Genomic DNA, 24087 nt, shown 5'->3' with positions numbered 1-24087 from the left:
TACAATGAAAAAAGTTCTGATTGCCGCGCTAATCGCAGGTTTTAGTCTTTCCGCTACCGCAGCCCAAACCATTCGTTTCGCTACCGAAGCGTCCTATCCTCCGTTTGAATCCATCGATGCTAATAACAAGATCGTGGGCTTTGACGTTGATTTGGCGAATGCGCTGTGTAAAGAGATTGACGCCACCTGTACGTTTACCAATCAGGCCTTCGACAGCCTGATCCCCAGCCTGAAGTTCCGCCGCTTTGACGCGGTAATGGCCGGTATGGACATCACCCCAGAACGTGAAAAGCAGGTCCTGTTCACGACGCCTTACTACGACAACTCGGCACTGTTTGTCGGCCAGCAGGGTAAATACACCAGCATCGACCAGCTGAAAGGCAAAAAAGTCGGCGTACAAAACGGTACCACGCACCAGAAATTCATCATGGATAAACATCCGGAAGTGACTACCGTGCCGTATGACAGCTACCAGAATGCCAAACTCGATCTGCAAAACGGTCGTATTGACGGCGTATTTGGCGATACCGCAGTGGTGACCGAGTGGCTGAAAGATAATCCTAAGCTCGCCGCGGTTGGCGATAAAGTGACGGATAAAGATTACTTCGGTACCGGTCTGGGCATCGCGGTGCGTCAGGGTAATACCGAGCTGCAGCAGAAATTTAACGCTGCGCTGGAAAAAGTGAAGAAAGATGGGACTTACGAAACCATCTACAACAAATGGTTCCAGAAGTAATATTTGATGAATGAATTTTTTCCTTTAGCAAGCGCCGCCGGGATGACCGTCGGCCTTGCCGTTTGTGCGCTGATTATTGGCCTTGCGCTCGCCATGTTCTTTGCCGTCTGGGAGTCTGTAAAATGGCGTCCAGTGGCATGGGCAGGTTCAGCGCTGGTCACTATTCTGCGCGGGTTACCAGAAATTCTGGTCGTTCTGTTTATCTATTTCGGTTCCTCTCAACTGCTGCTGACGCTGGCCGATGGCTTTACGATCAATCTCGGGTTCGTGCAAATCCCCGTTCAGATGCAGATTGAAAACTTCGACGTCAGCCCGTTCCTGTGCGGTGTGATTGCGCTGTCATTGCTTTACGCAGCCTATGCCTCACAAACGCTGCGCGGTGCGTTGAAAGCGGTTCCGCTTGGACAATGGGAATCAGGCCAGGCGCTGGGTTTATCTAAAACCGCGATTTTCTTTCGCCTGGTGATGCCGCAAATGTGGCGCCATGCTCTGCCGGGTCTGGGAAACCAGTGGCTGGTGTTGCTGAAAGATACCGCGCTGGTTAGCCTCATCAGCGTGAACGATCTGATGCTACAAACCAAAAGCATTGCGACCCGTACTCAGGAACCCTTTACCTGGTACATCGTCGCGGCGGCTATTTACCTGGTGATTACGCTGGTGAGTCAGTACATTCTCAAACGCATTGACCTGCGCGCGACACGTTTTGAGCGGAGACCAGGCTAATGCTTGAGTATTTACCTGAACTACTGAAAGGGCTGCACACCAGCCTGACGCTGACGGTCGCCTCGATTGTGGTGGCACTGGTTCTGGCGTTGGTTTTCACTGTTATCCTGACACTGAAAACGCCGGTGCTGGTTTGGCTGGTTCGCGCTTATATCACGCTGTTTACCGGTACACCGCTGCTGGTGCAAATCTTCCTGATCTACTACGGACCAGGGCAGTTTCCGGCATTGCAAGAATATCCGGTACTGTGGCATCTACTCTCTGAACCGTGGTTGTGCGCGTTAATTGCGCTGTCGTTAAACAGTGCGGCCTATACCACGCAACTGTTTTACGGTGCGATTCGAGCAATCCCGGAAGGCCAGTGGCAGTCCTGTGGTGCGCTGGGGATGAGCAAAAAGGATACGCTGGCCATTCTGCTGCCGTATGCCTTTAAACGCGCCCTCTCCTCGTATTCCAACGAAGTGGTACTGGTCTTTAAAAGTACCTCTCTGGCGTACACCATCACACTGATGGAAGTCATGGGCTACAGCCAACTGCTGTACGGCCGTACCTATGACGTCATGGTCTTTGGTGCCGCTGGCGTGATTTACCTGATCGTCAATGGCTTGCTGACGTTGATGATGCGCCTGATCGAACGTAAAGCTCTGGCGTTTGAACACCGGAATTAAGTCGATGGCGCGACGGTTTATGCGCCGATGTCGGCCGGATAAGCTGCCAGCACCGCCATCCAACAAGTGTGCATAATGCAAAAACATAAAGACGGACAACATTCTAAATTGTCCGTCTTTTTTTATATCACAAAAAATATTTAATCATTTTTATTGCATATAAATTCATTAAATGGCATTGTGAATCCACGCCGCAGACACGGTAAAATAATCATAAGATTGACAGACGGGAGTTCCACCATGAAAAAGTTAGTACTGGCCGCATTACTTGCTACTTTCGCCGCTGGCGCCGCAGCTGCTGATAAGATTAGTTTCGGTGTATCCGCAACCTACCCACCATTCGAATCACTGGACGCCAGCAATAAAATTGTCGGTTTTGATATCGATCTGGCAACAGCATTGTGTAAACAAATGCAGGCTGAATGTACTTTTACTAATCATGCTTTCGATAGCCTGATCCCCGCGCTGAAATTCAAAAAATATGATGCGGTAATTTCCGGTATGGACATTACGCCTGAACGTAGCAAGCAGGTTTCCTTCACCCAGCCGTACTATGCCAACTCCGCGCTGGTGATTGCCAAAAAGGACACCTATAAAACCTTTGCCGATCTGAAAGGCAAACGCATCGGCATGGAAAACGGCACCACGCACCAGAAATACCTGCAGGACAAACATCCTGAAGTAAAAACCGTGGCCTACGACAGCTATCAGAATGCAATTATCGACCTGAAAAATGGCCGTATTGATGGCGTATTTGGCGACACTGCCGTCGTTAACGAGTGGCTGAAAACTAACCCGCAGTTAGGCGTGGCTACCGACAAAGTGACCGACCCACAATACTTCGGTACGGGTCTTGGCATCGCGGTTCGCCCGGATAACAAAGCCCTGCTGGAAAAACTGAACAGTGCGCTGGCCGCCATCAAAGCTGACGGCACGTACCAGAAAATCAGTGACCAGTGGTTCCCACAGTAACCTCAGTCTTGTTTAAAAGGCCGCGACTCGCGGCTTTTTTATTGCTATTTCCCCATGCGGGATACAACGTGAACACCGGACCTCACCAACAATGTCAGCCACGCCATCAGTCCGTTGTGCTCACAGGGGGGACAAAAAACAAAGCCCGGTTTCCCGGGCCTTGAAGACGCAAAACAGATCAGTTGTAAGCATTAAGCGTCCGCTGACACAGTGCCGAGCGAACGCAATCATCTTTGTTGAATCGAACGATCCCAACCATGTCATCTTCTTCGAAACGGGCCAGCGCATCGCTTAGCCCTGAACGAACATGAGCAGGGAGATCGCACTGGGTAATATCCCCATTCACAATCACCGTCACATTCTCTCCGAGGCGAGTCAAAAACATCTTCATTTGCGCAGCAGTCACATTCTGAGCCTCGTCCAGAATGACAACGGCATTTTCAAATGTACGTCCCCGCATATACGCGAACGGCGCGATTTCTACCTTACCAATCTCAGGTCGCAGGCAATATTGCATAAAGGAGGCTCCCAGACGTTTTACCAGCACGTCATAAACCGGACGAAAATAGGGAGCGAACTTCTCAGAGACATCCCCAGGTAAGAAGCCGAGATCTTCATCAGCTTGCAGAACTGGACGGGTTACAATGATCCTGTCCACATCTTTGTGGATCAGGGCTTCTGCTGCTTTCGCCGCGCTGATCCAGGTTTTACCACACCCTGCTTCACCCGTGGCGAAGATCAGCTGCTTACTCTCGATAGCATTCAGGTAGTGCGCCTGAGCTTCATTTCGCGCCGTGATCGGTGAGGCGTCACGGCTATCACGCGCCATACCAATCGCTTCTACGCCGCCCATCTGCACAAGCGAGGTGACCGATTCATCTTCGCGCTGTTTATGGCTACGCGAATCCCGCCTCAGCACACGTTTTGCTTCGCGACGAGCTTTGATCACTGCTTTTTGTCTTCCCATGGATAGCACCTTGAGTTGTAGGTATACATCACACGCGCCGTTGGCGGCACGATTATGCGCACGAACATCTGAGGGTTGGCTTCCTTGTAAGCCATTGCCTGCCTTCGGATAAGACGCCATACACGGCTACGCGCACCGTACAGGGTGTCAGTTACAAGGATAAGAAGTGAAAGGGAGAGAGATTTAACGGTGACGAGATGGCTACCGGAAGAAAAACGTCCGCGTAAGGGACTGCAATGACTGTGAAAAACGTGTCCAGTACAGGACTTTTCCATTCGCGATCTCCATAGTGAATGACTATCACCGCCGGGAACTACCGCTATTACTTATAATTACATCATAACCTTTCGTTAATGCAACAATATTTTTACTTATTGTTAACTTAATTTCATCTTATCGCCAGCAACAGTCTCTTGCAGAGAGATGACAGAATTATTTCAGTCGCCGCGATCATGAAAAATAATTTTTTCATTCATCAGAGTGTCAGGAAACGCCCCGCAGCGCTGCGGGGCACAATCATCATGCTTCGAGCAGGGCTTGCCCCAGATAGTGGTCAGCGGTTTTGACACCAGGCAAAGCAAAGAAGTAGCCCCCACCAATAGGTTTGACATACTCCTCAAGCGCTTCACCGTTCAGGCGTTTCTGAACCGTCAAAAACCCTTTTTCCAGGTCGTGCTGATAGCAAACAAACAACAGTCCCATATCCAACTGCCCGGAATTGGTCACGCCAAGCGAATAGCTGTAGCCACGACGCATCATCAGGCTGGTCTCTGTTTCTTTCGTGCGCGGGTTCGCCAGACGAATATGGCTGTCGAGTGCAATCACCTCGCCTTCGGGATCGTTGGCGTAATCCGGCACATCATGCTCGTGCTGCATTCCCAGCGGTGCGCCGGTATGTTTATCGCGGCCGAAAATCGTTTGCTGCTCTTTAAGCGGCGTACGGTCCCAGAATTCCACGCGAAACTGGATGAGCCTGACGGCCTGATAGCTACCATCTTGTGCCCATGCCGGTTCCCCCTGCTCCGCAGTGACCCACACCACGTTTTGCATCAGCGTGGCATTGGCAGCGTCGGGATTCGCGGTTCCATCCTTAAATCCCAGCAAATTGACGGGAGTCTCTTTACCTTTACTGCGTGCGGCATGATCAGAGATAAACCCTTCACGTTTCCAGCGTACGCTGAGCAGATCCGGCGTGTGCTTAATGATATCGCGCAGCGCATGGATAACGGTGTCCTGCGTATTGGCGCAAATCTGCAACAGCAAATCGCCATGGCATAACGCCGCATCCAGAGAATCATTCGGAAAACGCGTCATTTTTTGCAGTTTTTTCGGCATCTGTGCTTTCAGACCATAACGATCATCAAACAGTGAAGATCCAACCGACAGCGTCATCGTCAGATTATCCGGCGCTATGTATCCCCCAAGAATACCGGAATCCATTGGCGGTAAACGTGGATTCGGCGTTTCTGGCGCCGGCCCACCGGTGGTTAGAAATGCAAACCGGCTGGTCAGTAAACGAAACAGACGCTCAAGGTCAGCTTTATCGCTGGCGAGCACATCAAACGCCACCAGCATCATTGAGGCTTGCTGCGGCGTCAGGATCCCGGCCTGGTGCTGGCCATAAAACGGTTGTTTCTCACTGCGTGCATCAGGTGACAGTGTTCCCGGCGCACTTTGCGTTTTTTGCGCGTGAGCGACCGGGCATCCGCCCGCCAGCGCCAGTGCCCCACCCAGCGCCCCCATCCCTTTCAGTAAACGTCGGCGTGACGGTTCGCTCACGCCGTTTTCATTATCGTGCTGCATAGTGCTTAATCCAGACCCAGAACACCGCGTAATTGCGACAAGTCTTCCGCCAGCGTCGTGATTGGCCCTTTCAGCGCATTACGATCGGCATCGGTCAGTTTGTCATAGGTTTCAAAGCCATCTTTGGTACGGTATTTGCTCAGAATGGTATCGACTTTTTTGAAGTTCGCATCCACCTTCGCCAACAGATCAGCATTGGATTTTTGTAACTGAGGGCGCAGGAGATCGACAATTTTCTGCGCGCCATCGACGTTGGCCTGGAAATCCCACAGATCGGTATGGCTGTAGCGATCTTCTTCCCCACTGATTTTGCTGGCAGCGACTTCTTCAATCAGCCCTGCTGCCCCGCCAACCACTTTCGACGGTGGGAAAGCCAGCTCGCTAATACGCGTCTGCAGGTCAAGAACATCGCTGTTTAATTGGTCGGCGTACTTGTCCATACCTTTAGTGGTATTGTCGCCAAACAACGCTTTCTCCAGACGGTGGAAGCCGGTGAATTTAGGATCGGCGGCTTTTTGCTCATAATCATCTTCACGCGCATCTATGCTGCCGTCGAGATCGGAGAACAGTTCAGCAATCGGTTCAATACGCTCATAATGCTGACGGGTTGGCGCATACAGCGATTTCGCTTTTTCCAGATCGCCCGCTTTGATGGCATCCGTGAAGGCTTTGGTGCCCGTCACCAGTTGCGCTGTTTCTGCCGTTACATAAGCTTTGTATTCAGTAATTGCACCACTCAGGCTCAGCAGAGCATCGCTGTGCGCGGCATCTGCCGTTGCCGTCCCCTTGACGATCAGCTTGCCTTTCGGATTGGTAAGCAGACCGCAGGTCATATCGTATTCACCCGGCTGCAGGTTAGCCGTCATTTTTTGGCTAAAGCCGGGCGCAATGTTTTCACGCTCTTCGACCACCATCACGCCTTTGAGGATCTCCCACTCCAGCGCTTTTTGACTGTGGTTCTGAATGATGAACTGAGTCTTCCCGGCATTCACCGTGATTGTCATCGGTTCACACTGTTTGTCATTTACCGTGACTTTTACCTGCGGGATATCAGCAGCGTGAGCGGTAAAAGCAGAAGTAAACAGCGTGGCAATACCCAACTGCAGCGCACTACGGCGGAAATTAATCGTCATGACCCATCCCTATAAAAAGTATGTTGTAACTAAATGATATTCTTGCATCACGTTTTATCAGGGTGCGGTCCGTGATGCCGTAGTGCCTGAACGAGGTGGCAGTGCAAACATAATCAATGCCGGAATCAGATAGATAAACCAGACAGCAACTTCACTAACACTTGGCGCTTCCTGATAACCGAAGATCCCTTCCATCAATGTGCCAAACAGCGAATGCGTTGACAGAACGCTGCTCATATCAAACGCCACGTCCTGAAAATGATTCCATAACCCGGCTTCGTGGAATGCACGAATGGCCCCCGCAGCAAGACCTGCGGCAACCAACAAAATGAACAGACTGGTCCATTTAAAGAAAGCCCCGAGATTGAGGCGGATCCCACCGAGATAAATCAGATAACCCAGTACCACCGCGGTTGCCAGTCCCAGCATCGCACCTAGCGGTGGCCAAATACCCACATCCTGCTGAAATGCCGCCAGCAGAAAGAAGACAGACTCCAGCCCTTCACGAGCGACGGCAAAAAAGACCATCATCACCAGCGCCCAGCCATGATGATTGCCTTTCTGTAACGCGTTATCGACAGCCTGTTCCAGTTGAACTTTGACGTTGCGCGATACTTTACGCATCCAGAAGACCATCCAGGTCAGGATCACCACGGCAATAAGCGCCACGATACCTTCAAAGAGCTCCTGCTCTTTTTGCGGGAATTCGCCCGTAGTTTCATTGATGAAAATTCCCAGCGAGAGGCACAGCACCGCCGCCAGCAACACACCAATCCACATCACGCCAATCCAGCGACCACGCTGAGTTCGTTTCAGGTAGCTGGCAATCAGGCTGACAATCAGCGCGGCCTCTAACCCTTCGCGCAACATAATTAGAAATGGAACAAACATGCGAAGTACCCTTTAACGTTATTCTCAGTCAACTGATGCAAAGAAAAGTAAATTACAGTGATAGTGATTATCATTACAGCAAGGAAAAACTCAAGCAGAATGTTTTGAGAATGATGACTTAATGTAAACAGTTAGGTGGGTAACAGTGTAAGTAACCTCTCACCACTGGCCACGCCGGAAGGGATGAACCAGAGCTGGTCTGTCGATTTTGTGCTTGCTGCTCTGGCCTGTGACCGTCGTTTTCGTACGTTCAATGTCGTTGATGACGTTAACCGGACATACCGTACAGAAATACTCGATTTTTATCTGTTCAGAACGCTGGATGAAGTGCGGGATATCACGGAATAATGGTTGTCAGAATATAACTGTGAACGCCCGCATGAATCACTGTACAATATGACGCCGTAGGAATATCGACAACACCATTTCTTGGCTGAATTCTCAAAAATGTCTCGAACTAAAGCAGAACTATTTACACTTATGATTAAGTACTTTTATATAAAAATCATCTAATTATCAATACTAAATCATTGGACTATGATTAGGCGTATTAATTGAAGTGTGAATATATGGATTAGGTTTCTTGGTTTAAATGATAAGTGCTACATCACGTTGTGTTATTACATGAACTTATCCACGCAAGCAGGAGGCAGTAATGAACATAGTTGATAATCCAGAAAAAGAAATATTAGAAATACTTCAATCCCAATTAAGCTATGAAGATAACAATAGTTCTTTCGGGGTGGGTATCGTCGATTTATGGAGTGATATCCCTGATTGGCACTGTATAGCACTGGCTGATGACAATGTACCTATAGGGGCATGTACAGTACTCAATACTGGTGAACTCTATAAACTTTATGCATCTCCAGCTCATCGACATAAGAAAGTAGCGGCTAATCTTGTTCTACATGTAATATCAGTGCTTAAAGCCGCTGGTGAAGATAAGATGTTTATTGAAGTAGCGAAACAATCTCTTCCATTCTGGAACAAATTCATTGTTTTTAATAATATTAAATTTGAACAAGTAGATGACTTTAAAATAATTTTGGAAATCTAATTTATTAGATGAAGTACCACACGATTCAAGCAATGCGGCACTTCAAAAATTACTAATTATTTTAATCACGATACATGTGATACTCGATAGTACTAACCTATTCGAACAAGGTTGTACTACCCTCTTTCACTTAGGCTGTTGCAATAAATCACATACTGATAATGTTAGTACTATATCATATGAACCTTGCCTATCATTATAATCCAAATAATCAGCAAGTTCTTTTTTACTTATACCTAAATCACTTAAAACATAATCAGCTGCTGCTATAGCACGTTCTGAAAGTTTACCCTCTTGTACCTTTGAGTTATCCGCGAGGATATCTTTTAGATAACCACCATAAGCGAGGGTTAAGAAAGTTACACGTGGGCACCCTTTCTCCCTTGATGATTTCTTCAGTGTTTGTTTGCTAATGGCATCGTTCCAGGCGTCGAGCGGCTCCATACCTTCAGTGATTAGTGTATACGCCTGTAGTGCTGCATCAGAGTAGATTCCCATTCCTACCTCATAGTGAACATACATAGAATGAATATAATTAATTCATTATATTATAAAAATCAATAACACTCAGAGTTTACCGCCAGTATGTACATAAGCGTATGATCTAGCGCTTTTCTTAAGCCGGCGGCGCGATGTGATATGAGCGATAACATAGATGAAATAAAAGAAGAAACTAGCTTTTTAGATGTTATTAAGGACACAGTAATTCATCGTTTAACTACTCCTTTTTACTTCTATATTATCAGTTCTTTTATATTTAGTAATTGGGATAAAATTTTATATCTAATATATGGTACTGAATCAATTGAAACACGAACTTCAATTATTCAAATGGAAGGCATTAATTACTTTGATCCGCTGTGGCATGGGCTAGTTATTGCAGTTATTATGCCTTATTTTTCACGTTTACTCGAAATAATACATTTAAGCTCTGACATCTGCCAAAATTGGTTATCTAAAAAAAGAAATATTGCTGCTTTAAGAAGCGAAGATCATTTAGAGAGTCAGAGGCATACAAATATTTTGAATAACAAGAAACGTTCTGAGGCTTACGAAGGGTTACTAACCGCAATAGAGCAACACAATGTTAATCTTGATGAACTTAAAAACCAATCGAAATCAGCTTATAACTTATATCTTCAAATTTGTAAAAAACACTCTTCATTTTTATCACTAATATCTGGAGAAGTTGCTAATGTTGTTAATCTTCGGTCAGTATTGTATCAGAATGAATTGACTCTTGACAAAATAAAAAATGATTTAACCGTAAACTTAAAGAGGTTTAATAGTCCCGATAATTCAATTTCAACTGCAAACTTTAAACAATATATGCTATTTGATATCAATATGATTGATGAACACTTAGAATTATTGAAAAAGATAAAATCAAAAAATTATTTCAACCATGATGAAAATTCAACAATAGATATTGAATATGATCTGAATAACATTTTAGATGAATTACATCAATTGACCAAGAAATTAGATCCTGATATTCTACACTCAACTACTGTTTAACTTTCCGAATAGGGGCGTAATGCCCCTATTCCACTTATTACTTCTCATATCGGCGTTCTTTTCTTTTATCCATCCATGCAATCACTTATCCGTTTTATAAACGTTCAATGTATGCGAACTTGTGTCTATCCTTTCCTTATAACATCATAGTTGAGGGTAGGTTAATTGCTTGAAAAATTTAAAGAAACATGGTTTATCACTAAGGTTGAAAATGTGATTCAAACCGAAATAAATTATCTTTCTGCACTTCTTAAATCACATACTGAAGATGTTGCACATACTATCTTCATGCACCAGTATCGACATGATTCATACCCATTCTCAAAGTTCGATGGAAAGCATCGATTGAATGCTAACATTGTGGCGGTTCATTCAGTGCTTACTTTTATAGCCACTTATTGCAAGCAGGGTCAAATAATTATTCATGGTGAAGATTATTTAGGGTTGTTGAAAAAAATTGTTTGGATTTTATGAGGCGATTAGAAATGACTGATATCAATACACACGAAGTTGCATTCATTGAAATGTTTTCTAGTGAACTCTTCATTCAGGTATTCCCTGATCCTGGTACTAACTAGGATTTATGGTGCCTAAAAGAGTAAACTACTGCCAGTATGGGAAATAGAGTTCAGGTACTGACTGGATCAATGCTATGAGTAATGTCTCTATGGCGTTGCTGTGGTAGTGGGTGCTGTTACTGCACAGAAGTATTTTAGCAGGAAAAGTGAAGGATTAGCGCATGATAATGCTCAAGACTTGAGTAACATGCTATACCAAAAATACACGATAGCAATTTTTTACCTTCTAGTGGAATTAACCTACACAGATGAAAGCTGTGATTCAGAAATGATTAACACAACATTAGAACTATCTGAAATAACAATACCATTGAAACTCTGATGGCAAATTGCCAGACCACAATTAAATCAATAGAAACATTTGAAAAGAACTTATTGAAAATAGACAGTTACTTCAATACTGGTTTAATCGATAAAAAAAGCCCGCTCGCGGCGCTGAGGAATCCCCACAAACTCAGCGCTAATAAACCAGCACCATACTTCGGTAGGTTTTGGCGAGGTGATTAAGAACGGTGCTCAGCACCATTCGTCTTAAAATTAGTGGGGAGTGTCGCAGGACATTCTCCGCTAACGCCAGATATGAGATCACCCGCCGTGATTTAATACTGTTGGCCTGGTATCTCAGGTGTAATCCTTTATTTTCAGCACGATAGCCAATAAGCCACAGCACTATTGTACTCAGCGTTGCCAGCAGACTCAGCACCAGCATTCTTCCCGCTGAACGGCTGTAACTCGCCCGGAGTCCGAACCCGAAGCGTTCGCTTTTTTCATCCCGGAAGTTCTGCTCTATCTGCATACGAAGACTGTATAACTTCATGATTTCACGTGACTTAAAATCGTCTGCGCTGCTGAAGATAAGCCACGGTTCTTTTGCTGAAGAACGCCCGTCCTGAGCCTGAGAGTTCCGTTTTATACGGCACCTTGAGTGCCGGTGTTTCCTGCCTTTCGCTTCTTTCCTGTGCAGATAAAAATGACCATCACACCGCGCATATTCAGCCCGCGCAAGCGTACCCGGCCCCAGATATTCCGGTTTGCTGCTGGCCTGTAATTCCTGACGCCTGAACCAGCACTCCCCTTTGCTGTTCAGCCGCATCTGAATATTCCCCCTGACGCGACCAATAAAATCCTAGCCGAGTGACCTGATATGCCGGAACCATGCGTTCTGGAAGCCCGCATCGGTAATGATTATGACTCTGGCCTCCGGGTTTACCGCCCCGGCAAGGGCATCTAGGAAGTCTTTTTGTATCTGCGAGTTCTGTTGTTTTTCTGACGGGACTATCCAGCTTAGCAGGGGAAGCGAGCGTCTGTCGCAGAGCAGGCTGGCGCGTAGAACATGGTATTCCTGAGACGGATAACCACTCCAGTCACGGCAATAACACACAGCGATAATTTTTGCGTCAGCATGGTAATAATGCCTTTGAAAATCAGAGGAATATCAGAATGGAGTGATTTTATTGCCCAGCAGGCGGTCAACGCGTTTGATTTTATTTTTGACCTGAGCAGGGCCGGGTAAATAACGTCCGATACTGGTCAGCGTCAGTGATGCACCGCTGATTAAAGCAAGAGTGGCATCCAGCAAGGCATTTTGTCGGTATTTGTGAAACGGAGCTAAGGCATCGCGGAAGAAATTCTGACATACTTGATAAGCAGGCATAGAGGTGATCTCATTGAATTGGTTGCACAATCAGTAGATCACAAAACTCTATGCCTGTCTTTTTTCACCCGCCCATTACTGAGGATTCCTCAGCGCTCGCGGCGGGCTTTAAAAACAATACAGCGATTATTCTTCCTGCAAACGCGACGGCGGTGCTGAATGATAATGAGCATCAGCCTCGGCAAAACGTTTCTGCATTGCTGCTGATGGCGCTTTACCCCACAGACTGAAGACTACAATCCCGATACTGCCAAACACGAAGCCCGGGATGATTTCATACAGACCCAACCAGGCAAACTGCTTCCAGACGATAACCGTCACAGCACCAATGACCATCCCAGCCAGCGCGCCGTTACGGGTCATACGCGACCACATTACGGAGAACAGAACAACCGGACCAAAGGCAGCACCAAAGCCAGCCCAGGCGTAGCTCACCAGGCCGAGTACACGGTTCTCTGGGTTTGCCGCCAGCGCGATGGACACCAGCGCCACGACCAGCACCATGATACGCCCAATCCATACCAGCTCTTTCTGGCTGGCATTTTTACGCAGAAACGCTTTGTACAAATCTTCGGTAATCGCACTGGAGCATACCAGCAGTTGGCAGCTCAGCGTCGACATCACCGCTGCCAGGATCGCAGACAACAGGATACCGGCAATCCATGGATTGAACAGGATCTGCGCCAGTTCAATAAACACACGCTCGGCGTTCTGGTTCACGGCGCCCGCCAACGACGGGTTGTTATTGAAGTAAGCAATGCCGAAGAAACCAACGGCAACAGCGCCAGCGAGACACAGAATCATCCAGGTCATACTGATGCGACGTGCGTGGACAATACTATGGTGGGAATCGGCAGCCATAAAGCGTGCCAGGATATGCGGCTGACCGAAATAACCCAGTCCCCATCCCATCAGGGAAATGATGGCAACAAAGTTAAGCCCTTTGAACATATCGACGTTTTCAATGCTCTTTTGCTTAATCACTTCCAGCGAGTCTTCAAATCCGCCGACACCAATAATCACCATCACCGGTGTCAGGATCAGTGCGAAGATCATCAGGCTGGCCTGTACGGTATCGGTCCAACTCACCGCCAGGAAGCCGCCAATAAAGGTATAAATGATCGTCGCGGCCGCTCCCGCCCACAGCGCGGTTTCGTAGCTCATACCAAAGGTGCTTTCGAATAAACGCGCCCCTGCCACAATACCTGAAGCACAATAGATGGTGAAAAACAGCAGAATAACCAGTGCAGAGATAATTCGCAGGATACGACTTTTATCTTCAAAACGGCCGGTAAAGTAATCCGGCAACGTCAGCGCGTTGTTATTATATTCGGTGTGTACACGTAAACGCCCGGCCACCAGTTTCCAGTTGATCCACGCCCCTAATACCAGGCCGATAGCGATCCAACTTTCTGAAATCCCCGACAGGAAAATCGCACCTGGCAGCCCCATCAGCAGCCAGCCGCTCATGTCGGATGCCCCGGCGGATAACGCCGTGACGAACGGACCCAGACTGCGTCCACCCAGAATATAGTCATCAAAGTTTTTGGTCGAACGCCATGCAATAAACCCTATCAATATCATGCCAAAAATATAGACACAGAATGTGACTAACATCGGTGTGCTAATAGCCATCAAAACTCTCCAAAATTATGTATCGGCAATGCCGTGGCTTGCCGTTTTATTACCCTGCCGGAACGTGGCAAAGATATCTGTATTGACCAGGGCGACCGTATCCTGCCGGAAGCCATGACCATTCACAATCGATTTAACACACCATTTACATCAATTTCGATCCAGAGTAGATAGCATTTTTCTGTAGGTTGCACTCTCTCACATTTTTTCTGGTTGCACCTTTAAAAAGTGTTAACTACCGCAGAGAAAAAGATTCTGCGTTTTTTACAGCCCTCGTTATAAACATCATCCTTATTAACATTTCATTCATTTTCAAGCTTGCAAACCAAGTCACATTTAACACGGTTGCACAAAGTTGCAACATGGTGGATATTTCTCGGTAACTATCAGCCCCGTATTTCAGTACAACAGGAGTAAATGGCATGGGAACCACCACGATGGGGGTTAAACTGGACGACGCCACGCGCGAGCGGATTAAAACAGCAGCATCACGAATCGATCGCACGCCGCATTGGCTTATCAAGCAGGCCATCTTTAATTATCTCGAAAGACTGGAAAATGACGATGCGCTTCCGGAGCTGCCTGCCCTGCTGGCGGGTGCAGCAAATGAGAGCGAGGAATCCACTGCGCAACAAAATGAAGCGCACCAGCCTTTCCTTGAATTTGCAGAGCAGATCCTGCCGCAGTCTGTTTCCCGTGCGGCCATTACCGCGGCATATCGCCGCGCTGAAACCGATGCGGTACCCATGTTGATGGAGCAGGCTCGTCTGCCGCAACCTATCGCAGAGCAGGCCCATAAACTGGCCTATCAGTTGGCAGATAAACTGCGCAACCAAAAGACGGCCAGCGGGCGTGCCGGCATGGTCCAGGGACTGCTGCAGGAATTCTCCCTTTCCTCACAGGAAGGCGTCGCGCTGATGTGTCTGGCTGAAGCACTGCTGCGTATTCCCGACAAGGCCACCCGCGATGCGCTGATCCGCGACAAAATCAGCAACGGTAACTGGCAATCACACATCGGACGCAGCCCGTCTCTGTTCGTTAACGCTGCAACGTGGGGATTGTTGTTTACCGGTCGTCTGGTCTCCACCCATAACGAAGCCAGCCTCTCACGCTCGCTGAACCGCATCATCGGCAAGAGCGGTGAACCGCTGGTGCGTAAAGGCGTCGACATGGCGATGCGCTTGATGGGTGAGCAATTCGTCACCGGAGAAACCATTGCAGAAGCACTGGCTAACGCGCGTAAACTGGAAGAGAAAGGCTTCCGTTACTCCTATGACATGCTGGGTGAGGCCGCGCTGACCGCCGCCGATGCCCAGGCCTATATGGTCTCCTACCAGCAGGCGATCCATGCCATTGGTAAAGCCTCAAACGGGCGCGGTATTTATGAAGGCCCAGGGATCTCGATCAAACTGTCTGCACTGCACCCACGCTACAGCCGTGCGCAGTATGACCGCGTGATGGATGAGCTTTATCCGCGCCTGAAGTCGCTGACCCTGCTGGCGCGTCAGTACGACATCGGCATTAACATCGATGCCGAAGAGGCTGACCGACTGGAGATCTCCCTCGATCTGCTGGAAAAACTGTGCTTTGAACCCGAACTGGCAGGCTGGAACGGGATTGGTTTTGTTATTCAGGCCTACCAGAAGCGCTGCCCGTACGTCATCGACTACCTGATCGACCTGGCAACCCGTAGCCGCCGTCGCCTGATGATCCGTCTGGTTAAAGGTGCGTACTGGGATAGTGAAATCAAACGTGCCCAGATGGACGGTCTGGAAGGTTATCCGGTCTACACCCGCAAGGTGTACACCGACGTTTCCTATCTGGCCTGTGCGAAAAAACTGCTTGCGGTACCGAACCTGATCTACCCGCAGTTTGCCACCCACAACGCGCATACGCTGGCGGCAATTTATCAGTTAGCAGGCCAAAACTACTATCCGGGCCAGTACGAATTCCAGTGCCTGCACGGCATGGGTGAACCGCTGTACGAGCAGGTCACCGGCAAAGTCGCAGACGGTAAACTCAACCGCCCATGCCGTATTTATGCCCCCGTCGGCACACATGAAACGCTTCTGGCTTACCTGGTTCGTCGCCTGCTGGAAAATGGCGCCAACACCTCGTTCGTCAACCGTATTGCGGATACCACCCTGCCACTGGATGAACTGGTCGCCGATCCCGTTGAAGCGGTCGAGAAACTGGCGCAGCAGGAAGGTCAGGCCGGGCTGCCGCATCCGAAGATTGCGCTCCCGCGTTCCCTGTATGGCAAAGGCCGCGAAAACTCCGCAGGGCTGGATTTAGCGAATGAACACCGCCTGGCCTCGCTGTCTTCTGCCCTGCTCAATAGCGCGCTGCAAAAATGGCACGCCAAACCGATGCTCGAACATCCGGTCGCTGACGGTGAAATGACGCCGGTCGTCAACCCGGCTGAGCCGAAAGACATTGTGGGCTACGTGCGAGAAGCGACTCACGCTGAAGTGGAGCAGGCGCTACAGAACGCCGTCAATAATGCCCCTATCTGGTTTGCTACACCGCCACAAGAACGCGCCGCCATTTTGCATCGCGCCGCTATTTTGATGGAGGGCCAGATGCAGCAACTGATTGGCATTCTGGTGCGTGAAGCGGGCAAAACCTTCAGCAATGCCATTGCAGAAGTGCGCGAAGCCGTTGACTTCCTGCACTACTATGCCGGACAGGTTCGTGATGATTTCGACAACGAAACGCATCGTCCGCTCGGTCCGGTGGTCTGTATCAGCCCGTGGAACTTCCCACTGGCCATTTTCAGCGGACAAATTGCGGCTGCGCTGGCAGCAGGTAACAGCGTGCTGGCCAAACCTGCGGAGCAAACCCCGCTGATTGCCGCTCAAGGCATCGCTATTTTGCTGGAAGCCGGTGTACCGCCAGGCGTAGTACAACTGTTGCCAGGTCAAGGGGAAACCGTCGGCGCGCAACTCACCTCCGATGAACGCGTACGCGGCGTCATGTTCACCGGTTCAACGGAAGTCGCCACACTGTTGCAGCGAAATATTGCTACCCGTCTGGATGCGCAGGGTCGTCCAATTCCGCTCATCGCTGAAACGGGCGGGATGAACGCCATGATCGTCGACTCCTCCGCGTTAACAGAACAGGTTGTGGTGGACGTGCTGGCCTCTGCGTTTGACAGCGCCGGACAGCGTTGCTCGGCACTGCGCGTCCTGTGCCTGCAGGATGATATTGCCGATCACACGCTGAAAATGCTGCGCGGCGCGATGGCCGAATGTCGTATGGGTAACCCAGGCCGTCTGACCACCGATATTGGGCCAGTTATTGATGAAGAAGCCAAAGCCAATATTGAACGTCATATTCAGGCCATGCGTGCCAAAGGACGTCCGGTATTCCAGGCCGTACGTGAGAACAGCGATGATGCGCGTGAATGGCAAACCGGGACCTTTATTGCACCAACGTTGATTGAGCTGGAAAGCTTTGATGAGCTACAAAAAGAGGTGTTCGGCCCGGTGTTGCACGTCGTGCGTTACACCCGTAATAACCTCGGCAATTTGATTGAGCAAATCAATGCGTCCGGTTACGGCCTGACGCTTGGCGTGCATACTCGTATTGATGAAACCATCGCGCAGGTCACCGGGTCCGCGCACGTTGGTAACTTGTACGTTAACCGTAATATGGTCGGTGCTGTGGTCGGCGTGCAGCCATTTGGTGGCGAAGGATTGTCAGGAACCGGCCCCAAAGCCGGTGGCCCACTGTATCTGTACCGCTTGCTGGCAAACCGTCCGGAAAATGCACTGGCCGTCACGCTGGCCCGCCAGGATGCAGACTACCCTGTCGATGCACAGCTTAAATCAGCGCTGATTCAACCGCTGGAGGCGCTCACCGCATGGGCAAGCGATCGTCCGTCGCTGCATGCGCTCTGCCAGCAGTTTGCCGAACTGGCACAAGCAGGAACCCAGCGTTTGCTGCCAGGGCCAACCGGCGAGCGCAATACCTGGACGCTGTTGCCACGTGAACGCGTGCTGTGTATGGCCGATAACGAGCAGGATGCGCTGGTGCAGGTTGCTGCTGTGGCCTCGGTTGGCAGTCTCATCCTGTGGCAAGATGATGCTTTCCATCGCGAACTGGCAAAACGTCTGCCTGCAGCCGTCTGTGGGCGCATTCAGTTTGCCAAAGCAGACACCCTCACCGCACAGCCGTTCGATGCCGTTATCTTCCACGGTGATTCTGACCAGCTACGCGCACTGTGCGAATCGGTAGCGGCACGGGAAGGTGCGATTGTTTCGGTGCAAGGATTTGCCCGCGGCGAGAGCAATATCCTGCTGGAGAGGCTGTATATTGAACGTTCGTTGAGCGTGAATACCGCCGCGGCGGGTGGGAACGCCAGCCTGATGACAATCGGCTAAGGTTATGGTTAATTAAGGCTCCGGTTACGGGGCCTTTTTTTATTAAGCCAGAGGGAAGCATGAAACGAATTGTACTGACCTGTGCAGCACTGCTGCTAAGCAGTCACGCACTGGCGGATGACTGCGCAAACGCAAACAACCAGATTGAAATGAATACCTGCGCCGCTGAGCAGTATAAGACGGCCGACACAAAGCTAAATGAGACTTATCAGAATGCACTGAAGCGCGCCGCCCCCACCCAACGTGATTTACTGAAAAAAGCACAGGTCGCATGGATTACCCTGCGCGATGCAGACTGCGCATTGATCAGTTCAGGCACGGAAGGTGGCAGCATACAGTCGATGATCACCAGCCAGTGTTTAACGGACAAAACCAACGAGCGTGAAGCATTTCTCGCCTCCCTCTTGCAATGTGAAGAGGGCGACTTAAGTTGCCCGTTACCCCCCGCCAACTAGCGCACACGGATCCCTTCAATAATCATTCGCTGTACGCTCTCCACCGTTTGGTTAAAAAAGGCTTCATCACGCAGCGTTGCGCCCGTCACTGCCTCGACCTGTGGGGCAAAGTCAGCGTAATGTTGCGTTGAAGCCCAAATCATAAAAATCAGATGATGCGGGTCAACCGGCGCCAGTTTTCCACTGCTGACCCATCCGGCAATCAATGCGGATTTCTCGTCAATCAACGTTTTAAGATCGCCCGTTAATTCCGTCATCAACAAAGGTGCGCCTGCCAGCATTTCCATACAAAACAGTCGCGATGCCTGAGGATAATCGCGGGACACTTCCAGTTTGAGTCGGATGTACTCTTTAATCGCCAGCAGCGGTGCAAAGTCCTCGCGAAAGGCCTTCAGCGGCGCCAGCCAGATATCAAGGATCTGGCGTAATACGGCAATATAGAGCACCTCTTTAGAAGGGTAGTAATAAAGCAGATTCGTTTTAGACACCCCCGCCAGTTCCGCAATCTGCTCCAGACGCGTGCCATGAATGCCATACTGGGAAAAGACATTTAATGCCGCGGTTAAGATAGCCTGGCGTTTTGCACTCACGGCCTGCGAGCGTTTACCTGTTTTTTTCTCTGCGCCTTGAGCCATGCACCCTCTCCTTGTTCTGAGGGCGCCAGCATAACAAATCGCACACTGAAACGTTAAATTAAAGCGACTCGGGCGGAGCCTCATGCTGAACGGCTTTCTTCTTTTTGAACTTCAGTTCGCTGACCAGTACGCCAATGATAATGAATGCCGCCCCCAACAGAGCAAGCAGCGGCAGGCGTTCCCCTGCGAGCCGACCAAAAATCCCCGCCCATACAGGCTCACCGGTATAGATTACCGTTGCGCGTGTCGGCGAAACGCTGCGCTGCGCCCAGTTCATGGTAACCTGGATAATCGCGCTAAAAATACCCAATCCTAATGCCACGACCAGCAAGCCTGTCGACATGGGAGGAACCGACTCACCTGCGGGCCCCATCGCAATAAACGCCACCACCGAAGCGGTTGCCAGTTGCACCACCGTGACCCGACGTACATCCACTTTTCCAGCCCATGCGCTGATCAGGATAATTTCTGCCGCTATCGCCACCGCACCCACCAGCGTGATCCACTCCCCTTCACCAAGCGCCAGTAAATTGCCATCCGGCCCGGCAAGAAAGATCAGTCCGATAAAGGCCAACACAATACCGACGCACGGCATCACCCCTGGCATTCGTCCCAGACACAACCACTGCAGCAGCGGTACCAGTGGTACATACATCGCAGTAATGAATGCCGACTTGCCGCTGGGAATAGACTGTAATCCCCAGGTTTGCAGGCTATAGCCCAGCGCAATTGCTACGCCAATCGCCACTCCGGCTTTGACTTCCAGCCATGTCAGCCCACGCAATGTACGCAATGACAGCAACGCCACCGCCAGTGCCGCTGTCGCAAAGCGCACGCCGACAAAGAAAAAGGGACCGCTCAGCGTGACAGCATATTGCACAGCCAAAAACGTTCCGCCCCAGAACATGGTGATCACAATGAGGATCGCCTCCTGGGGTTTAACAGAGAAGGAATAACGAGAAAGTAATGACATGAGACACCCGATTAGCTGAATGTCATTAGTCTGCGTTGCGTTTTGTTACAGTTCAACCTTGCAGACAAAAAAAACCGCCGGAACGACCCGGCGGCGGTGGCGACGTAACGTCTGTCTCTGAATACTCAGCCGTCACGATATCTCTAACAGACAGCCCGACAATTACGATTTGTTATTGCCGTGGCTATTCTTGCCCCCTTTCTTGCCTGCTTCTGAAGCGCGTTGCGGGTCATTCTTGAAGTTGCCCCCGCTGTGCTGGCCACCTTTTCGACCTGCTTCTGATGCTCTTTCACGGTCTTCCGCAAAGTTGCCGGAACCGCCCCGATGGTTTGCCATTACTGACCTCCGTCATTGATTAGCCATCATATTGCATAGGTACTGAGGAGTGATACCTCACGCAGCGCATGGGCCGAGCCCTGATGTTTACTGCGTGGGATTAAGCATAGTGAAGAGTAACCGGATAACCGGTGAACTGTAATATTCTGCAACAGGAATGGCCGTAAGATGTTAATAATCGCGGTGTGAAATCAATAAGTCTTTCTTATGGCTACCAAATTCTGTCAGGTTAAAAATGTATCATTTTGCAACAAAAACAGTTGTTATAAAAATTGTTATAAATCAAAGAAGTGATTGTGAAATTTGCACTCCTGGCCGTACGTCATATCTTTAAAGGGAGGTAGCGAATCGCTACGGACACGGTTAACTCGAGGAGTAGTGTAAAATGGCAAAAGTTCTGGTGCTTTATTATTCCATGTACGGACACATTGAAACCATGGCCCATGCAGTCGCAGAAGGCGCAAATAAGGTAGATGGCGCGGAAGTCATTATTAAGCGTGTGCCAGAGACAATGCAGCCTGAAATCTTCCTGAAAGCAGGCGGTAAAACGCAAAACGCACCAGTCGCAACCCCGCAGGAACTGGCTGATTACGACGCCATTATTTTTGGTACTCCCACGCGCTTTGGCAACATGTCAGGTCAGATGCGTACCTTCCTGGATCAGACCGGTGGACTGTGGGCATCTGGCGGCCTTTACGGCAAACTCGCCAGCGTATTCAGTTCAACAGGCACTGGCGGCGGTCAGGAACAAACCATTACATCAACCTGGACAACGCTTGCCCACCACGGGATGGTGATTGTTCCCATTGGTTATGCGGCGCAAGAGCTGTTTGATGTCTCACAAGTTCGTGGCGGTACGCCGTACGGCGCAACCACCATTGCCGGGGGTGACGGCTCCCGACAGCCAAGTCAGGAAGAGTTATCTATCGCCCGCTATCAGGGTGAATATGTCGCAGGTCTGGCAGTAAAACTCAACGGCTAATCTTCAACAGGAGGATTCGAATGCCAACTCAAGAAGCGAAAGCCCATCGCGTCGGCGAATGGGCAAGTCTGCGCAACACATCGCCAGAAATAGCCGAAGCCATTTTTGAAGTCGCTCACTATGACGAGAAACTGGCGGAAAAGATTTGGGAAGAAGGTAGCGATGAGGTACTGATCAAAGCCTTTGAGAAAACTGACAAAGATTCACTCTTTTGGGGTGAACAGACTATCGAACGCAAAAACGTTTAGCATTCTGACTCCCCCGTTTACACGGGGGAGTTTTCCTCGCTTACTTCGCCGCCGCATTCAGTACGCTATCGAATTTATCAACAGGGCAAAAGCCATTGGCATCAATCGGACAGCCTTTCAGTTCCAGCGTCACACGTTGGGCCGGGGATTTGAGCGTCAGAACCTCCGCATTTCGCAGCTGCTGTGCACTCTGATACACATACTCAATTTTCATCAGATCGCGATTTGCGTTGCTGTCATGCCAGCGCTGGAAGACAATTTTCCCGCCAATCGGCGTACGTTCGTTCTGGTCATGAAGCTGATACGGTTTAAAATCCAGTGCCGTAAGCAATGAAGCAATGTTCGAGTCATGTCCCACCAGCAGCGTAATTTTCGGCGCTTTCGCCCGTTCAGTCACCAACGCATTGTCGATATATTTGACCAACGGTTTGGCGACGTTTTGCGCCACTTCTGCAGAGGTGAACAGGCTGTCCTGATAACCATTTTTCAGCTTCGACAGCACCTTCCACTGTTGATCGGATTTGATCTCCCCCCAGGCGACCTTGTCCATCGGGAAACCCTCGTAATATTGCAAGGTGAAGGCATCAACCAGCGAATTCCCCACCTTCAGCGGCCCGGAAACACCAGGCTCTTGCTGGTACTTCGCACTGAATGTGTCTTTCGCATCAGTCAGGGAGCACTGCTGTTTTTCTTTGCAGGACGGCGAATCTTTGTAGTTGGTGATTTGCTCAAGCAGTTGGTAACTGTCGTCGAGCTGCATCTGGCCGCGCTCTTTCTCCATCGCCTGAACAGCCTGCTGACTGAATGCCGCAGAATCATCGGTGATCACCGGGTTAAAAGTGGGGTCCATGGTACCCATTTTATCCTGATGATGGACCGGAACGTCACAACCCGGGAAAGCTCCCGTGACAAAAAACTGCGCCGTAGCGACCGTACGCTGCAGGCTGTTAGCATAGGTGTAAACCGTGCCCGGGGCCGGACATTCACCGGATTTCACCATGCCCTGCTCTGCCAGCCATTCACGCATGTAATGGCCCATATAAATTTCCAGCACGCCGCCCTTCGTGGTGAGTTGTCCGCCTGGGACATCCCACTCCGGCCACTGTTTGGGGGTAGACTGCTCGAGAACGCTGCCATTATTGGCTAAAGGTGCACGTAAGTTATGTCGGCTCATCATCAATACTTGCTGAAGCTGATAACCTTCCGGTGCCGTCTGCGCCTGTGCAGCCGTTGACAGCAATACAGCCCCCGCCACGACGGTGGCGATTAACGATTTTTTCATCCCTACGACCTCTTGTTGTTATCAATCACCACAGAGTGTGACAGATATATGACATTTTTCCGGGAACGCTTTCGCAAAAATGAGGGATCTACCGTGTCGGTTTAATGCCAAACTCCGTCTGAAGTTTGCGCACACCAAGCGGGGTAAAGGTGACGTGGCGGCTACCTGTCTGCGTTTTAATCCACTTCTGTTCGCTAAACCAGCTCAGCAATGTAGCACCGAGCACGCCGCCAGGATGATAACGTCGCTCACTCCAGTCCAGACAGCCGCAGCTTACTTTTCGTCGGGTAACTCCGGCACAAAGAACAATCCCCATTTCTGCCAGTTTTTGCTGCCCCAGAGCGGTCAGCGTTTCGCCATCCGCTGTTAACCATTGCCGGGCAACCAGGGTATCAAAAAGCCTCACTGCCACTTCGCCCGCAAGGTGGTGTGAGTTCAACTGATGGACGCAAC

Annotated in this window: 21 protein-coding genes and 3 pseudogenes; 12 read left to right on the top strand and 12 right to left on the bottom strand. The window is 49.7% G+C overall.

Translation table 11 applies throughout. The features are described 5' to 3' along the window. Positions 1-4 precede the first annotated feature (4 nt). The 4 genes from artI to artJ all read left to right on the top strand — a co-directional run bounded on the left by artI (position 5) and on the right by artJ (position 3099). A complete protein-coding gene (artI, locus tag FDX19_RS07395; RefSeq protein ID WP_003027298.1) occupies positions 5-736 on the top strand; it encodes an arginine ABC transporter substrate-binding protein ArtI in 732 nt (243 codons plus the stop codon). A gap of 6 nt (positions 737-742) precedes the next feature. After that, positions 743-1459, top strand: coding sequence for an arginine ABC transporter permease ArtQ (artQ, locus tag FDX19_RS07390; RefSeq protein WP_040231854.1), 717 nt, complete (start codon positions 743-745; stop codon positions 1457-1459). Next, positions 1459-2127, top strand: a complete 669-nt coding sequence (gene artM, locus FDX19_RS07385) for an arginine ABC transporter permease ArtM (RefSeq protein ID WP_137382221.1) — start codon at positions 1459-1461, stop codon at positions 2125-2127. The genes artQ and artM overlap by 1 nt, the downstream gene beginning before the upstream one ends. A 240-nt stretch (positions 2128-2367) precedes the next feature. Continuing rightward, a complete protein-coding gene (gene artJ, locus FDX19_RS07380) occupies positions 2368-3099 on the top strand; it encodes an arginine ABC transporter substrate-binding protein ArtJ (protein ID WP_137382220.1) in 732 nt (243 codons plus the stop codon). 178 nt (positions 3100-3277) lie between these two features. Here artJ and phoH read toward each other — a convergent pair whose 3' ends face one another. The 4 genes from phoH to efeU form a co-directional block, all read right to left on the bottom strand. After that, entirely contained in the window at positions 3278-4066 is a 789-nt protein-coding gene (gene phoH / locus FDX19_RS07375; RefSeq protein WP_170974359.1) for a phosphate starvation-inducible protein PhoH, read from the bottom strand. Between the two features lie 519 nt (positions 4067-4585). Continuing rightward, complete coding sequence (efeB, locus tag FDX19_RS07370) at positions 4586-5869, bottom strand: iron uptake transporter deferrochelatase/peroxidase subunit (RefSeq protein ID WP_137382218.1); 1284 nt, start codon at positions 5867-5869, stop codon at positions 4586-4588. A 5-nt stretch (positions 5870-5874) separates the two neighbouring features. Further along, positions 5875-7002 carry an iron uptake system protein EfeO gene (efeO, locus tag FDX19_RS07365; RefSeq protein WP_137382217.1) on the bottom strand — a complete coding sequence of 376 codons (1128 nt, stop codon included), beginning with the start codon at positions 7000-7002 and terminating at the stop codon, positions 5875-5877. A gap of 57 nt (positions 7003-7059) precedes the next feature. Next, positions 7060-7893 (bottom strand): iron uptake transporter permease EfeU, encoded by an 834-nt coding sequence (gene efeU / locus FDX19_RS07360; RefSeq protein WP_137382216.1) that lies wholly within the window; start codon positions 7891-7893, stop codon positions 7060-7062. Between the two features lie 162 nt (positions 7894-8055). Here efeU and FDX19_RS07355 point away from each other — a divergent pair. Together FDX19_RS07355 and FDX19_RS07350 are read left to right on the top strand one after the other, a co-directional pair. Then, positions 8056-8301: pseudogene (locus FDX19_RS07355) on the top strand (integrase core domain-containing protein); the annotation flags it as partial. Between the two features lie 247 nt (positions 8302-8548). Further along, positions 8549-8953, top strand: a complete 405-nt coding sequence (locus FDX19_RS07350) for a GNAT family N-acetyltransferase (protein ID WP_137382215.1) — start codon at positions 8549-8551, stop codon at positions 8951-8953. A gap of 126 nt (positions 8954-9079) precedes the next feature. Here FDX19_RS07350 and FDX19_RS07345 read toward each other — a convergent pair whose 3' ends face one another. Continuing rightward, positions 9080-9451 carry a hypothetical protein gene (locus tag FDX19_RS07345; RefSeq protein ID WP_137382214.1) on the bottom strand — a complete coding sequence of 124 codons (372 nt, stop codon included), beginning with the start codon at positions 9449-9451 and terminating at the stop codon, positions 9080-9082. 141 nt (positions 9452-9592) lie between these two features. Between FDX19_RS07345 and FDX19_RS25430 the strand changes: the two genes are divergently transcribed. Together FDX19_RS25430 and FDX19_RS07335 are read left to right on the top strand one after the other, a co-directional pair. Then, positions 9593-10471 carry a hypothetical protein gene (locus FDX19_RS25430; protein ID WP_249357536.1) on the top strand — a complete coding sequence of 293 codons (879 nt, stop codon included), beginning with the start codon at positions 9593-9595 and terminating at the stop codon, positions 10469-10471. A 165-nt stretch (positions 10472-10636) separates the two neighbouring features. Beyond that, the gene (locus FDX19_RS07335; protein ID WP_137382213.1) at positions 10637-10945 is read left to right on the top strand and encodes a hypothetical protein; all 309 of its coding nucleotides are present in this window, start codon (positions 10637-10639) and stop codon (positions 10943-10945) included. 564 nt (positions 10946-11509) lie between these two features. Here the strand turns inward: FDX19_RS07335 and FDX19_RS07330 are convergent. Continuing rightward, positions 11510-12703 (bottom strand): annotated as a pseudogene (locus FDX19_RS07330) (IS4 family transposase). Positions 12704-12829: 126 nt separating this feature from the next. Continuing rightward, positions 12830-14338 carry a sodium/proline symporter PutP gene (putP, locus tag FDX19_RS07325; RefSeq protein ID WP_137382212.1) on the bottom strand — a complete coding sequence of 503 codons (1509 nt, stop codon included), beginning with the start codon at positions 14336-14338 and terminating at the stop codon, positions 12830-12832. A gap of 422 nt (positions 14339-14760) precedes the next feature. Here putP and putA point away from each other — a divergent pair, with 422 nt between their 5' ends. Both putA and FDX19_RS07315 read left to right on the top strand, forming a co-directional pair. Then, entirely contained in the window at positions 14761-18723 is a 3963-nt protein-coding gene (gene putA, locus FDX19_RS07320; RefSeq protein WP_137382211.1) for a trifunctional transcriptional regulator/proline dehydrogenase/L-glutamate gamma-semialdehyde dehydrogenase, read from the top strand. 59 nt (positions 18724-18782) lie between these two features. Then, the gene (locus tag FDX19_RS07315) at positions 18783-19178 is read left to right on the top strand and encodes a lysozyme inhibitor LprI family protein (RefSeq protein ID WP_137382210.1); all 396 of its coding nucleotides are present in this window, start codon (positions 18783-18785) and stop codon (positions 19176-19178) included. Here FDX19_RS07315 and rutR read toward each other — a convergent pair. The 3 genes from rutR to FDX19_RS07300 form a co-directional block, all read right to left on the bottom strand. After that, the gene (gene rutR / locus FDX19_RS07310) at positions 19175-19813 is read right to left on the bottom strand and encodes an HTH-type transcriptional regulator RutR (RefSeq protein ID WP_137382209.1); all 639 of its coding nucleotides are present in this window, start codon (positions 19811-19813) and stop codon (positions 19175-19177) included. The two genes, FDX19_RS07315 and rutR, sit on opposite strands and share 4 nt — an antisense overlap. Positions 19814-19871: 58 nt before the next feature. Beyond that, complete coding sequence (locus FDX19_RS07305; protein WP_137382208.1) at positions 19872-20786, bottom strand: DMT family transporter; 915 nt, start codon at positions 20784-20786, stop codon at positions 19872-19874. A gap of 162 nt (positions 20787-20948) precedes the next feature. Beyond that, positions 20949-21122 (bottom strand): general stress protein, encoded by a 174-nt coding sequence (locus FDX19_RS07300; RefSeq protein ID WP_003036022.1) that lies wholly within the window; start codon positions 21120-21122, stop codon positions 20949-20951. Between the two features lie 385 nt (positions 21123-21507). Between FDX19_RS07300 and wrbA the strand changes: the two genes are divergently transcribed. Then, entirely contained in the window at positions 21508-22104 is a 597-nt protein-coding gene (gene wrbA / locus FDX19_RS07295) for an NAD(P)H:quinone oxidoreductase (protein ID WP_003832057.1), read from the top strand. A 20-nt stretch (positions 22105-22124) separates the two neighbouring features. Continuing rightward, a complete protein-coding gene (locus FDX19_RS07290) occupies positions 22125-22352 on the top strand; it encodes a YccJ family protein (protein ID WP_003036015.1) in 228 nt (75 codons plus the stop codon). 40 nt (positions 22353-22392) lie between these two features. Here FDX19_RS07290 and agp read toward each other — a convergent pair whose 3' ends face one another. Continuing rightward, on the bottom strand, positions 22393-23634 hold the full coding sequence (gene agp / locus FDX19_RS07285) for a bifunctional glucose-1-phosphatase/inositol phosphatase (RefSeq protein ID WP_137382207.1): 1242 nt from the start codon (positions 23632-23634) through the stop codon (positions 22393-22395). Positions 23635-23722: 88 nt separating this feature from the next. Next, a pseudogene (locus tag FDX19_RS07280) lies at positions 23723-24087 on the bottom strand (transcriptional regulator); the annotation flags it as partial.

Origin of the sequence: Citrobacter sp. wls619 (assembly GCF_005281345.1) — a bacterium.
In the GTDB taxonomy this organism is placed as follows: Bacteria; Pseudomonadota; Gammaproteobacteria; order Enterobacterales; family Enterobacteriaceae; genus Citrobacter.
The sequence above is the reverse complement of the archived record's forward strand: the minus strand, read 5'-3'. Positions and strand labels throughout refer to the sequence as shown.